Source organism: Pseudomonas frederiksbergensis (genome assembly GCF_035751725.1).
GTDB classification, from domain to species: domain Bacteria; phylum Pseudomonadota; class Gammaproteobacteria; order Pseudomonadales; family Pseudomonadaceae; genus Aquipseudomonas; species Aquipseudomonas frederiksbergensis_A.
The window spans coordinates 4558029-4570938 of sequence record NZ_CP142104.1; the positions used below are offsets into that span (position 1 = coordinate 4558029).

General features: G+C 61.3%; 11 protein-coding genes. 8 read left to right on the forward strand and 3 right to left on the reverse strand.

Annotated elements, in window-relative coordinates; translation table 11 throughout:
* Positions 1 to 1428 carry an arginine-ornithine antiporter gene (arcD, locus tag VQ575_RS20285; protein ID WP_198725116.1) on the reverse strand — a complete coding sequence of 476 codons (1428 nt, stop codon included), beginning with the start codon at positions 1426 to 1428 and terminating at the stop codon, positions 1 to 3.
* Positions 1429 to 1791: 363 nt separating this feature from the next.
* Here arcD (VQ575_RS20285) and arcD (VQ575_RS20290) point away from each other — a divergent pair, with 363 nt between their 5' ends.
* The 6 genes from arcD (VQ575_RS20290) (at position 1792) to VQ575_RS20315 (ending at position 7384) form a co-directional block, all read left to right on the forward strand.
* Complete coding sequence (arcD, locus tag VQ575_RS20290; protein WP_039593766.1) at positions 1792 to 3219, forward strand: arginine-ornithine antiporter; 1428 nt, start codon at positions 1792 to 1794, stop codon at positions 3217 to 3219.
* Between the two features lie 31 nt (positions 3220 to 3250).
* On the forward strand, positions 3251 to 4507 hold the full coding sequence (gene arcA / locus VQ575_RS20295) for an arginine deiminase (RefSeq protein ID WP_039593765.1): 1257 nt from the start codon (positions 3251 to 3253) through the stop codon (positions 4505 to 4507).
* Between the two features lie 67 nt (positions 4508 to 4574).
* Positions 4575 to 5585, forward strand: coding sequence for an ornithine carbamoyltransferase (locus VQ575_RS20300; protein ID WP_039593764.1), 1011 nt, complete (start codon positions 4575 to 4577; stop codon positions 5583 to 5585).
* Positions 5586 to 5655: 70 nt separating this feature from the next.
* Positions 5656 to 6585 (forward strand): carbamate kinase, encoded by a 930-nt coding sequence (gene arcC, locus VQ575_RS20305; RefSeq protein ID WP_039593763.1) that lies wholly within the window; start codon positions 5656 to 5658, stop codon positions 6583 to 6585.
* A gap of 64 nt (positions 6586 to 6649) precedes the next feature.
* Complete coding sequence (locus tag VQ575_RS20310) at positions 6650 to 7009, forward strand: DUF5064 family protein (RefSeq protein WP_325918302.1); 360 nt, start codon at positions 6650 to 6652, stop codon at positions 7007 to 7009.
* A gap of 198 nt (positions 7010 to 7207) precedes the next feature.
* Positions 7208 to 7384 (forward strand): hypothetical protein, encoded by a 177-nt coding sequence (locus VQ575_RS20315; RefSeq protein WP_196304748.1) that lies wholly within the window; start codon positions 7208 to 7210, stop codon positions 7382 to 7384.
* Between the two features lie 7 nt (positions 7385 to 7391).
* Here VQ575_RS20315 and VQ575_RS20320 read toward each other — a convergent pair whose 3' ends face one another.
* On the reverse strand, positions 7392 to 8285 hold the full coding sequence (locus VQ575_RS20320) for a helix-turn-helix domain-containing protein (RefSeq protein ID WP_039593761.1): 894 nt from the start codon (positions 8283 to 8285) through the stop codon (positions 7392 to 7394).
* 172 nt (positions 8286 to 8457) lie between these two features.
* Here VQ575_RS20320 and pobA point away from each other — a divergent pair, with 172 nt between their 5' ends.
* Both pobA and VQ575_RS20330 read left to right on the forward strand, forming a co-directional pair.
* Positions 8458 to 9648, forward strand: a complete 1191-nt coding sequence (gene pobA / locus VQ575_RS20325; protein WP_198725118.1) for a 4-hydroxybenzoate 3-monooxygenase — start codon at positions 8458 to 8460, stop codon at positions 9646 to 9648.
* Positions 9649 to 9697: 49 nt separating this feature from the next.
* The gene (locus VQ575_RS20330; protein ID WP_411829910.1) at positions 9698 to 11233 is read left to right on the forward strand and encodes an MDR family MFS transporter; all 1536 of its coding nucleotides are present in this window, start codon (positions 9698 to 9700) and stop codon (positions 11231 to 11233) included.
* A gap of 73 nt (positions 11234 to 11306) precedes the next feature.
* Here the strand turns inward: VQ575_RS20330 and VQ575_RS20335 are convergent, their stop codons facing one another.
* Positions 11307 to 12656 carry a spinster family MFS transporter gene (locus tag VQ575_RS20335; RefSeq protein ID WP_325918303.1) on the reverse strand — a complete coding sequence of 450 codons (1350 nt, stop codon included), beginning with the start codon at positions 12654 to 12656 and terminating at the stop codon, positions 11307 to 11309.
* Between the last annotated feature and the right edge of the window lie 254 nt (positions 12657 to 12910).

A 12910-nucleotide genomic window follows, 5' to 3' on the forward strand; every position in this document is an offset into this window, starting at 1 on the left:
TCACAACGCCAAAAAACCACTGTACAACCCATACGCAGCCACGCCTGCCCCAAACACCACGCAGGTAAAAACGCCTTTTTCCACAGCGGTGAACAAGGGCTGTTCCTGTTCCCGCTTGGCCTGGGCAAACAGGATCACCCCCGGCGCGTACAACAACGCCGACAGCAGCAGGTATTTCACCCCGCCGGCGTACAACAGCCACACCGCGTAGCACAACGCAACGCCACCGATGCACAGGTCTTTCATACGCTGGGCCGAGGCCCGTTCGTAGGTTTCCCCTCGCACGCACAGCAGCACCGCATAGGCCGCCGACCACAGGTATGGCACGAGGATCATTGATGAAGCGAGGTAGATCAGGCTGGTGTAGGTACCGGCGGAAAACAGGGTGATCAGCAAGAACAGCTGGATCATGCCATTGGTCAACCACAGCGCGTTGACCGGCGCATGGTTGGCATTTTCCCTGGTCAGGAATGCAGGCATGGTCTTGTCCCGGGCGGTGGCGTAGAGGATTTCGGCGCACAACAATGCCCAGGACAGCAGCGCCCCCAGCAGGGACACCGCCAGGCCCAGGCTGATCAGCAAAGCGCCCCAAGGCCCGACAATGTGCTCGAGCACGCCAGCCAGGGACGGGTTCTGCAATTGCGCCAGTTCCGGCTGGCTCATGACCCCCAGGGACAACACATTCACCAGCACCAGCAACGCCAGTACGCCAAGGAAACCAATCACCGTCGCCCGCCCTACGTCCGCACGTTTCTGCGCCCGCGCCGAATACACGCTGGCGCCTTCGATACCGATGAACACGAACACCGTGACCAGCATCATGTGCCGCACCTGGTCCATCACGCTGCCCAGTTCCGGACTCATCGCGCCCCAGATATCGCGGGTGAACACCTCGGCCTTGAAGGCCACGGCGGCCAGGACGATGAACATCAACAGCGGTACAACCTTGGCCACGGTGGTCACCAGGTTGATGAGCGCCGCCTCCTTGATGCCCCGCAACACCAGGAAATGCACGGCCCATAGCAGCAACGATGCACAGCCGATGGCCACCGGCGTGTTGCCCTGGCCAAACACCGGGAAGAAATAGCCCAAGGTGCTGAACAGCAGCACGAAGTAACCGACATTGCCCATCCAGGCGCTGATCCAGTAGCCCCAGGCGGATGAGAAACCCATATAGTCACCGAACCCTGCCTTGGCGTAGGCATACACGCCCGAGTCCAACGCCGGTTTGCGATTGGCCAGGGTCTGGAATACGAACGCCAGGGTGAGCATGCCGACGGCGGTGATGGCCCAGCCGATCAACACCGCACCGACATTGGCCCGAGCCGAGACGTTTTGCGGCAGGGAAAAAATTCCACCACCGATCATCGACCCCACCACCAGTGCGATCAATGCGCCCAGCGGCAACTTTTCAATCGGTGGCGACATTTCCCCTCGCTATTTAATAATTAAATAAAAGCCCAATAGCCATTTTGAATAACGCGCGCGTTTCAAAGTCCGTTGTCTTATTTATCAGCCATTGGCCCTCAATAGCGTTGCAAGACAGCCATCTACAAAATAGTTGCGACTCGGTGGAAATCAACTAGCGTGAATATCCTACGAAAAAGCAATCGTCCAACGACCTGACCGAAAGCCTCTGGAATGGGCCTTTCAAGCATTTATACACGCCAATGGACGCCTTAAGTTGTTCATTAACAATGGAATGTTGTCATGCACTGATCCAGATCAGCAATTCAACTTTCAAATCGACTTAGTCTGTTGACTCTCTTCTCCTGCATTGGAGTCTCGCAAATGTCTGATACCCCCGGAAAACTTCGATTGGGTGCGCTGGTCGCGCTGGTAGTGGGTTCGATGATCGGCGGGGGAATTTTCTCCCTGCCACAAAACATGGCCGCCAGTGCCGATGTCGGCGCGGTGTTGATCGGCTGGGCCATCACCGCCGTCGGCATGCTCACCCTGGCGTTCGTATTCCAGACCCTGGCCAACCGCAAACCCGATCTGGATGGCGGGGTGTATGCCTACGCCAAGGCCGGGTTCGGCGACTACATGGGCTTCTCATCGGCCTGGGGCTACTGGATCAGCGCCTGGCTGGGTAACGTCGGTTACTTCGTGTTGCTGTTCAGCACCCTGGGCTACTTTTTCCCGATTTTTGGTGAGGGCAATACCGTCGCCGCGGTGATCGGCGCCTCGGTGCTGCTGTGGGCGGTGCATTTCCTGGTGCTGCGTGGCATCAAGGAAGCCGCGTTCATCAACCTGGTGACCACCGTCGCCAAGGTCGTGCCGCTGCTGCTGTTCGTGCTGATCGCGGTATTTGCCTTCAAGCTGGAGATTTTCACCGCTGACATCTGGGGCCTGAAAAATCCGGACCTGGGCAGCGTGATGAACCAGGTGCGCAACATGATGCTGGTCACCGTGTGGGTGTTCATCGGCATCGAGGGCGCGAGTATTTTTTCCGCCCGCGCCGAGAAACGCACCGACGTCGGCAAGGCCACCGTCATCGGTTTCATCACCGTGCTGTTGTTCCTGGTGCTGGTCAATGTGCTGTCCCTGGGCATCATGACCCAGCCTGAATTGGCGAAGTTGCAGAACCCGTCCATGGCCGCCGTGCTGGAGCATGTCGTCGGGCATTGGGGCGCGGTGCTGATCAGCGTCGGCCTGATCATTTCGCTGCTCGGCGCCCTGCTGTCCTGGGTGCTGCTATGCGCCGAAATCATGTTCGCCGCCGCCAAGGACCACACCATGCCCGAGTTCCTGCGCCGCGAGAACGCCAACCACGTGCCGGCCAACGCCCTGTGGCTGACCAATGCGATGGTTCAGCTGTTCCTGGTCATCACGCTGTTTTCCGCCAGTACCTACCTGTCGCTGATCTACCTCGCTACCTCGATGATCCTGGTGCCTTACCTGTGGTCGGCGGCCTACGCAGTGTTGCTGGCGGTGCGCGGCGAGACCTACGAAGGCTTCGCGGCCGAGCGGCGCAAGGACCTGTTCATCGGTGCCATCGCCCTGATCTATGCGGTTTGGCTGATCTATGCCGGCGGCGTCAAGTACCTGCTGCTCTCTGCCCTGCTCTATGCCCCCGGCGTGATTCTGTTCGCCAAGGCCAAGCGCGAGTTGGGCAAACCGGTTTTCACCTCGATCGAAAAATTGATTTTTGCTGCTGTGATCATCGGAGCCCTGGTGGCGGCTTACGGCCTCTACGACGGCTTCCTGACCCTGTAACGCTGATGCATTTATCTGGAGGATTACGGTAATGACCACGGAAAAAGTGAAGTACGGCGTCCACTCCGAAGCTGGAAAATTGCGCAAAGTCATGGTCTGTTCCCCAGGCCTGGCCCACCAGCGGCTGACCCCGAACAACTGCGACGAGTTGCTGTTCGACGATGTGATCTGGGTCAACCAGGCCAAGCGCGACCATTTCGATTTCGTCACCAAGATGCGCGAACGCGGGATCGACGTCCTGGAGATGCACAACCTGCTGACTGACATCGTCGCCATCCCCGAAGCGCTGGACTGGATCCTGCAGCGCAAGATCACCGCCAACTCGGTGGGCCTGGGCCTGGTGCATGAAGTCGGCGCCTGGCTGCGCAGCCTGGAGCCGCGCCATATCGCTGAATTCCTGATCGGCGGCGTCTCGGCCGATGACCTGCCGGACAGCTTCGGCGGCAAGACTATCCAGATGTTCCGCGACTTCCTCGGGCACTCCAGCTTCATCCTGCCGCCACTGCCCAATACCCAGTTCACCCGCGACACCACCTGCTGGATCTATGGCGGTGTGACGCTGAACCCGATGTACTGGCCGGCGCGCCGCCAGGAAACCCTGCTGGCCAGCGCCATCTACAAATTCCACCCCGAGTTCACCCAGGCCGATTTCCAGATCTGGTACGGCGACCCGGACCACGATCACGGCAATGCCACGCTCGAAGGCGGCGACGTGATGCCGATCGGTAACGGCGTGGTGTTGATCGGCATGGGCGAGCGCTCGTCCCGCCAAGCCATCGGCCAGTTGGCGCTGAACCTGTTCAAGCACAAAGCCGTGGAGCGCGTGATTGTCGCCGGCCTGCCGAAATCCCGCGCGGCCATGCACCTGGACACCGTGTTCAGCTTCTGCGACCGCGACCTGGTCACGGTTTTCCCGGAAGTCGTCAGCCAAATCGTGGCGTTTTCCCTGCGTCCGGACGAGAGCAAACCCGGTGGCATCGATGTGCGCCGCGAGGAAGGCAGTTTTATCGACACCGTGGCCGCCGCCCTCAAGCTGCCAGCGTTGCGGGTAGTGGAAACCGGCGGCAACAGCTTCGCCGCCGAACGCGAGCAATGGGACGACGGCAACAACGTGGTCGCCCTGGAGCCAGGCGTGGTGATCGGCTACGACCGCAATACCTACACCAATACTCTGCTGCGCAAGGCCGGCGTGGAAGTCATCACCATCAGCGCCAGCGAACTGGGCCGGGGCCGGGGCGGTGGCCATTGCATGACCTGCCCGATCATCCGCGACCCGATCGATTACTGACCTTCGAGCCTGGGCCGTTTTTATCGAGAATGGCCCAGGGGATAACCGACACCCAAGGAGATCCACCATGGCTTTCAACATGCGCAACCGCAGCCTGCTGAGCTTGATGCATCACACCAACCGCGAGCTGCACTTTTTGCTGGACCTGTCCCGCGACCTCAAGCGTGCCAAGTACACCGGCACCGAGCAGCCGCACCTCAAGGGCAAGAACATCGCGTTGATTTTCGAAAAGACCTCGACCCGCACCCGCTGCGCCTTCGAAGTCGCGGCCCATGACCAGGGCGCGCACGTCACCTACATCGACCCGGTGTCGTCGCAGATCGGCCACAAGGAAAGCATGAAGGACACCGCCCGGGTCCTGGGGCGGATGTTCGACGCCATCGAATACCGGGGCTTCGAACAGGAGATCGTCGAAGAGCTGGCCAAGTACGCCGGGGTACCGGTGTTCAACGGCCTGACCGCCGAATTCCACCCCACCCAAATGATTGCCGACACCCTGACCATGCGCGAGCACAGCGACAAGCCGCTGCATGACATCAGCTACGCGTACCTGGGCGATGCGCGTTACAACATGGGCAATTCGCTGCTGATGATCGGCGCCAAGCTCGGCATGGACGTGCGCATCGGCGCGCCGAAAGCGCTGTGGCCGCACCAGGATTTCATCGACCAATGCCAGGCCTTCGCCGCCGAAAGCGGTGCACGGATCACCATCACCGAAGACCCGCGGGAAGCCGTCAAGGGCGTGGACTTCATCCACACCGATATCTGGGTGTCCATGGGCGAACCGGTGGAAGCCTGGGACGAGCGCATCGAGCAATTGCTGCCCTACCAGGTCAACGCGCAAATGATGAAGGCCTCGGGCAACCCCCGGGTGAAATTCATGCACTGCCTGCCGGCGTTCCATAACAGCGAAACCAAGGTCGGCAAGGACATCGCCGCGCGCTACCCGAACCTGGCCAACGGCGTGGAAGTGACCGAAGAAGTGTTCGAATCCCCGGCCAACATCGCGTTCGAACAGGCGGAAAACCGCATGCACACCATCAAGGCGATCCTGGTGGCGGCATTGGCGGATATCTAGGCGCTTGAAGCGTGATCGTTCCCACGCTCCGCATGGGAACGATCAACACCTAACCTGAAAGGACAACACCATGCGTATCGTCGTTGCCTTGGGCGGTAACGCCCTCCTGCGTCGGGGTGAACCCATGACCGCAGACAATCAACGCAGCAACATCCGCACCGCCGCCGAACAGATCGCCAAGATCCACCCCGGCAATGAACTCGTCATTGCCCACGGCAACGGTCCGCAGGTCGGCCTGCTGTCGTTGCAGGCGGCGGCCTACACCTCGGTCACGCCGTACCCCCTGGACGTGCTCGGCGCCGAGACCGAAGGCATGATCGGCTACATCATCGAACAGGAACTGGGCAACCTTCTGGACTTCGAAGTGCCCTTCGCCACGCTGCTGACCCAGGTTGAAGTGGACGCCAACGACCCGGCGTTCCAGAACCCTAGCAAGCCCATCGGCCCGGTCTACAGCCAGGAAGAAGCGCAAAGACTGGCCGCCGAAAAAGGCTGGGCCATCGCCCCGGACGGCGACAAGTTCCGGCGCGTGGTCGCCAGCCCCAGGCCCAAGCGCATCTTCGAGATCCGTCCGATCAAATGGCTGCTGGAAAAAGGCAGCATCGTGATCTGCGCCGGTGGTGGCGGCATCCCGACGATGTATGACGCCCACGGCAACTTGCAAGGCGTGGAAGCGGTGATCGACAAGGACCTGTGCTCGGCGCTGCTGGCCGAACAACTGGAAAGCGATCTGCTGGTCATCGCCACCGACGTCAACGCGGCGTTCATCGACTTCGGCAAGCCGACCCAGAAAGCCATCGCCCAGGCCCACCCCGACGACTTGGAACGGCTCGGTTTCGCCGCCGGCTCCATGGGGCCGAAGGTGCAAGCCGCCTGCGAATTTGCCCGCAATACCGGCAAGGTCGCGGTGATCGGGTCGCTTTCAGACATCGATGCTATCGTCCAGGGCACGGCGGGCACGCGTATCAGCACGGCGACGCCAGGAATTGTTTATCGGTAACGGGAAAACTTATACGGCAGGCGCGGTGTCTGCCGTTCTCCATGCATTCAAAGGAGAGACGCTGATGGCCACGTTCCAACCCGGACACCTGCACATGGAGCGCCATGCGCTGAACAAGGATGACTTCAGCTATAACCTGTGCATCGACTACGAGATTGCACAGGATCCCAAGGAGGGAAAGGGCATGTCATTTCGCCTGCATGGCACGGTGGAAGACAAGAACGTGGACGAGACGTTTTTCCTGGCCAAGGACCAAGCCTTCGACTTTGCTCGCCATGCCACCCGCATCGCCCAGCAATACGGTTTGCCCAAGGCCGCCAGCATTGGCTCGATGCACAAGTACTACGATGAGATGTTCGAAGACGTGCGCCAGCAACTGGACGTCAAGCCGGGAGACCCGATGAAGCCTGAGCATTTGGAGTAATCCCTGACACACCCTTTCGGGCATGAAAAGCATCGGTGGCGAGGGAGCTTGCTTTCTCGCCACAATCAATCCCTGCACCTGGCCGCCATCATTGTTCTGAATATCGAGCTACATACGAGACCCACCTCAGTGGCAACCCGCCATAGCTGACCTATGCTGAAAACAGTACCCCCGGGTATTCGTTCAGAGGTCATCGCCATGAACATCAAAACAAGAAGACGCCTCGCCATTTTCCTGACCTGCACCGCCACGCTCGCGCTGTATGGCACCGCGGCTTATCGGGTCGAGCAGGCCAGGCAGTTGCCCCGAGACTACGCCAGTTGCAACTTCGAACGCTGCATACCGCACAACGCATCCCTGAACGCTCTGCGCTGAAGCGGCCTCAGTCGTCCCGCTGATCGGTCTTGAGCCGGTCGCGGAAGGCCTTTGGCGAAATGCCGACTCGCCGGCGAAACAGCCGGGTGAAGTTGGTCGGGTCGGAAAAACCGAGCATCTCGGAAATCTCGAAGATCGTCATGCCGGTATACGTCAGCAGCCGCTTGGCTTCCAGCAACTGCCGCTCATGCATGATCTGCAACGCCGGTTGCCCCGCCAGTTCGCGACAGGTGCCGTTGAGGTGGGACACCGAGATGCCCAGCCGATGGGCCAAGTCTTCGACCTTGACGTGCTGGCGATAGGTTTCTTCCACCAGCTGGATATACCCGTTGAGGTATTCCCGGGCTCGTTGCGGGCGCTGGGTCGAGGTGCGCCGGCTCATCACTTGGCGACTGACCCAGACCATGATCACGCTGACCAATGCATGCATGAGCATTTCCCGGGCCGGTTGATGGCCGACGTACTCGGCCTGCAAGGCACTGAACAAACTGTTGAGGTAATCGGCATTTTCCCCTGCCGGGTAGGCTTCGGCCTGGGCCAGGATGTTGACCGAATGGCCCAACTGCCCTTGCAGGTGCGTGACCAGCGGCGCCGCCAGGGTCACGACATAGCCCTGCACATCCTCGGAAAACCGAAAACCATGGACCGACAGCGGCGGCAGGATCTGCACCGCCGGCTCGTCAAGCCGGGTGCGCTGGCCTTCAATCTCCAGCTCTGCCTCGCCCTTGAAGACAAACAGCAACTGGCACAGGTCGGCATGCCGATGGGGTTTGATTTCCCATTGGTGCTCGCTACTGCGGCTGGAAATGGTTTCGCAGTGCAGCAGGTCCGGCGTGGGCCAATCCTGGCTTTCGCCATAGAGCTTGAACACCGGGATCGAAGGCAGCTCAGTTTTCTTCATAACGAGGATCGGCCTCGGGTTACGGGCGGTAATCGCACCGATTGGCAGAAAGTACAGGTTTCAGCGCAGTTTTCCCCTTCAATTGACAGGTCCGCAAGCGAAAAATGCACGCCAGGATTACTAAAAATAAACGTCGACCCTGGTCGCGTGCCTCTTGCGAGTCATAACAACAATGAAAACCCTCAAGACCCAAGTCGCCATTATCGGCGCCGGCCCCTCTGGGCTGCTGCTCGGCCAGTTATTGCACAACGCCGGGATCGACACCGTGATCCTCGAACGCCAGACGCCCGACTACGTGCTCAGCCGCATCCGCGCCGGTGTACTCGAGCAGGGCATGGTGCAACTGCTGCGCCAGGCCGGAGTCGGCCAGCGCATGGACGCCGAGGGCCTGCCCCATGATGGCTTTGAACTGGTCCTCAACGGCCGCCGCGTGCACATTGATCTCAAGGGCCTGACCGGCGGGCAGAACGTCATGGTCTACGGCCAGACCGAAGTCACCCGCGACTTGATGGCGGCGCGCGAGGCATCAGGCGCGCGGACGCTGTATCAGGTCGACAATGCCCAGCCCCACGACCTCACAACCGATCACCCCTTCGTGACCTTCGAACACGCCGGCGAAACCTGGCGCCTGGACTGCGATTACGTCGCCGGCTGCGACGGTTTCCATGGCGTGGCGCGGCAATCGATCCCGGCGGAAAAACTCAAGATCTTCGAACGCGTCTACCCGTTCGGTTGGCTCGGCATTCTCGCCGACACCCCGCCCGTCCATGAAGAACTTGTGTACGCTCGCCACGAGCGGGGCTTTGCCCTGTGCAGCATGCGCTCGCGGACTCGCACCCGTTATTACCTGCAAGTGCCCGCCGCCGAACAAGTGACCGACTGGCCGGATGAGCGTTTCTGGGCCGAATTGAAAAACCGCTTGCCCGCCGACCTGGCCGAAGCGCTGGTGACCGGCCCCTCCATCGAAAAAAGCATCGCGCCGCTGCGCAGCTTCGTTGTCGAACCGATGCAATACGCACGGATGTTCCTGGTGGGCGACGCCGCCCACATCGTCCCGCCGACCGGCGCCAAGGGGCTGAACCTGGCCGCCAGCGACGTCAGCACATTGTTCAACATCTTGCTCAAGGTCTATCGCGACGGCCGCGTGGATCTGCTGGAACGCTATTCCGAAATCTGCCTGCGACGGGTCTGGAAAGCCGAACGATTTTCCTGGTGGATGACCTCGATGCTGCACCGCTTCGATGACGATGCGTTCAACCAGCGCATCAGCGAAGCGGAGCTGGAGTACTTTGTCGACTCCGAGGCGGGCCGCAAGACCATCGCGGAAAACTACGTCGGCCTTCCTTACGAGGCTATCGAATAGCCGGCTACCGATTTAAACTGCGGGCTTCGTCCCCGCGCCGCCTGGCGCGATGCCCGCAGGTCCTGCCTTGACTCAGCTCGATACGCCTCAAGCCCCGCAACCCGCCATCCGCAGCGTGCTGGTGGCGCTGATGCTGGCGATTTTCCTCGGTGCGCTGGACCAGACCATCGTCGCGGTCTCGATGCCGGCCATTTCCGCGCAGTTCAAGGACGTCAGCCTGCTGGCCTGGGTGATCTCCGGCTACATGGTCGCCATGACCGTGGCGGTGCCGATCTACGGCAAGTTGGGCGACTTGTATGGCCGGCGGCCGCTGATGCTGTTCGGCATGGGCCTGTTTACCCTCGCTTCGCTGTTCTGTGGCCTGGCCCAGAACATGGAGCAATTGGTGCTGGCGCGGATCCTCCAGGGCATCGGCGCTGGCGGCATGATTTCGGTGAGCCAGGCGATCATCGGCGACATCATCGCGCCCCGCGAGCGCGGTCGCTACCAGGGTTATTTCAGCAGCATGTACGCGGTGGCCAGCGTCGCCGGGCCGGTGCTGGGCGGCTACATGACCGAGTACCTGTCGTGGCGCTGGGTGTTCTGGATCAACCTGCCGCTGGGCCTGGGCGCCTGGCTGGTGGCCCGGCGCGCCCTGGTGGGGCTGCCGGTGCCGCAACGCACGCCGATCATCGACTACCTGGGCACCGTGTTGCTGATCATCGGCCTGACATCCCTGTTATCAGGCATTACCCAGGTCGGCCAGGGCCACGCCTGGCACAGCCGCGAGGTGCTCGGGCTGCTGGGTGGCGCCGTGGTTGTGCTGGGTCTCTTCGCCTGGCACGAACGCCGCGCCCGCGAGCCGTTGCTGCCCATGCACTTGTTCGTGAACCGCAGCGCGGTGCTGTGCTGGTGCACGGTGTTTTTCACCAGCTTCCAGGCGATTTCCCTGACGGTGCTGGTGCCGTTGCGCTTCCAGAGCGTGACAGGCGCCGGTGCCGACAGCGCGGCCTTGCACTTGTTGCCGTTGGCGATGGGGCTGCCGATCGGCGCGTATTTCGCCGGTCGACGGACCTCGGTCACCGGGCGCTACAAACCGATAATCCTCAGCGGCGCCCTGCTCTTTCCGTTCGCGATCCTCGGCATGGCCTTCACGCCGCCCGCTGCGTTCTGGCTGAGCAGCCTGTTCATGTTGCTCAGCGGCATCGCCTCCGGCATGCAATTCCCCACGTCGCTGGTGGGCTCGCAGAATGCGGTGGAGCAACGGGACATCGGCGTCGCCACCAGCACCACCAACCTGTTCCGCTCTCTCGGCGGCGCGGTGGGCGTGGCCTTGATGTCGGCGTTGCTGCTGGCCTTGCTGCAGGATTCAAGCTTCGCCCAACTCGCCGGTTCGTCGCTGCTCGGCGAAGGGCATTCCGGCAACGTGCTGCTCGATGGCCTAAACGCTGCCCCGGGCGAGGCACGGAATGCCTTGCGTGGAGAATTGCAGGCGACGTTCCGGCACTTGCTTATGATCAGCGCGGCGGTGTCGCTGCTGGGGTTGGCGGCAGCGTTGGCGATGCCCAACCGCCTGTTGCGAGGCCGGGATGACAAGGCTGAGTAACCTGTAACACACCACCTTTGTGGCGAGGGAGCTTGTTCCCTCGCCACAAAAGCACCGTTGTCACAAAATCGCACTAGGCTGTCGCCACCACACCCTCCGGCACCACCACTGCACTCATCCCATCCTTCATCCGCTTGGCATCGCGCACGAAACAGCGTGACGCCAGGAACAGGAACACCATGGTCAGGAGCAGCGCCACCGGGATGAGGTACATCGCGTCGTGCAGGCCGATGGCCTTGAACGCTTCGGTCATTTGCGGGGCGCCTGCGGCCGCCATTGCCGTGTGGGCGAAGTAGTCGGACAGGCCGCCTACCACCACCGGCCCCAGGCCGCCGCCGAGCAAATACAGCCCGGCAAAATACAAGGCCATCGCCGTGGCGCGCAGGCGCGGCTCAACCACGTCCTGGATCGCGGTATAGACGCAGGTATAGAAGTTATAGGCAAACAGCCAACCGACGCTGAACACCGCCACGAACACACTGATCTCTATGCGCCCGGCATGCAGGGCCCACGCCGTGGTGACGGTGGAAATGGCCAGGCTGAACGCTGCAAAGAGCAGGCGCCCGTTGGGCACGCGCTGGTGGATCTTGTCCGCGACCCAGCCGCCCAGGGTCAGACCGAACAATCCCGTCACGCCCACCATGATGCCGGTGGCCACGGCCGCCTCGTGCAGCGGCATCCCGAAATAACGTTGCAGCATCGGCACCAGGAACGAGTTGCAGGCATAGGTGGCGAAGTTGAAGCAAAGCCCCGCCAGCACCAGCCAGAGAAAGGTCGGAATCGCCAGCACTCGGCGAACCGGTTTATTGACCTTCTCCTGGGACACCTGCACGGTTTCCGCCGCGCCGCGCTTGGGCTCCTTGATGAAAAACATGAACACCGCCAGCACCAACCCCGGCACCGCTGCAATGAAGAACGGTGCACGCCAGCTGTCGAAGGCCTTGACCATCGCGCCAATGGTAAAGAATGCCAGCAGCAACCCAATCGGCAGCCCCAGCATGAAAATACCCATCGCCCGCGCCCGGCGGTGGGCCGGGAACAGGTCGCCAATCAATGAGTTGGCCGCCGGTGCATAGCTGGCCTCGCCGATGCCCACGCCCATGCGTACCACCAGGAACGCCCAGAAACTGCCCACCAGGCCGTTCACCGCCGTCAGTCCACTCCAGGCCGCCAGGCCCCAGCCCATCAACTTGCTGCGCGAGCCGGTATCGGCCATACGCCCCAGCGGCAAGCCGGCAATGGCATAGACGATGGTGAACGCGGTGCCAATGATGCCGATCTGGAAGTCGCTCAGGCTCCATTCCATGCGGATCGGTTCGATGATGATCGCCGGGATGGTACGGTCGAAGAAATTGAACAGGTTGGCCAGGAACAGCAGGAACAGAATGCGCCAGGCATTCGCCGCTTGGGTCGAGTTCTGCATGGGTCCGTCTCTTTTTATTGTTGGGCGAGGCATCCGAGCCCGGAGTCTGCAATCTAGACAGCCGGGCGCGAGCTGTCTCCAATCATTCGCATGGCTGATACCGAACCATGGCGCAGGGCGTGTTTCATGACGTTGGTCAATTTGCTGTAACAATTGCCATCATTTTGCCTGTTCATGATTAAAGAACGCCGGGCGATGGCCGATCCAACATGATCAGGAATAGATTCTCCCGAGCGCTGCTCAGGCTGCAGCCC

Coding starts and splice junctions, on each gene's coding strand:
- VQ575_RS20320 (WP_039593761.1), bottom strand. CDS start 8,285: ATGAAGAAAACTGAGCTGCCTTCGATCCCGGTGTTCAAGCTCTATGGC.
- arcD (WP_039593766.1), top strand. CDS start 1,792: ATGTCTGATACCCCCGGAAAACTTCGATTGGGTGCGCTGGTCGCGCTG.
- VQ575_RS20310 (WP_325918302.1), top strand. CDS start 6,650: ATGGCCACGTTCCAACCCGGACACCTGCACATGGAGCGCCATGCGCTG.
- pobA (WP_198725118.1), top strand. CDS start 8,458: ATGAAAACCCTCAAGACCCAAGTCGCCATTATCGGCGCCGGCCCCTCT.
- VQ575_RS20300 (WP_039593764.1), top strand. CDS start 4,575: ATGGCTTTCAACATGCGCAACCGCAGCCTGCTGAGCTTGATGCATCAC.
- arcC (WP_039593763.1), top strand. CDS start 5,656: ATGCGTATCGTCGTTGCCTTGGGCGGTAACGCCCTCCTGCGTCGGGGT.
- VQ575_RS20335 (WP_325918303.1), bottom strand. CDS start 12,656: ATGCAGAACTCGACCCAAGCGGCGAATGCCTGGCGCATTCTGTTCCTG.
- arcA (WP_039593765.1), top strand. CDS start 3,251: ATGACCACGGAAAAAGTGAAGTACGGCGTCCACTCCGAAGCTGGAAAA.
- arcD (WP_198725116.1), bottom strand. CDS start 1,428: ATGTCGCCACCGATTGAAAAGTTGCCGCTGGGCGCATTGATCGCACTG.
- VQ575_RS20330 (WP_411829910.1), top strand. CDS start 9,698: ATGCCCGCAGGTCCTGCCTTGACTCAGCTCGATACGCCTCAAGCCCCG.
- VQ575_RS20315 (WP_196304748.1), top strand. CDS start 7,208: ATGAACATCAAAACAAGAAGACGCCTCGCCATTTTCCTGACCTGCACC.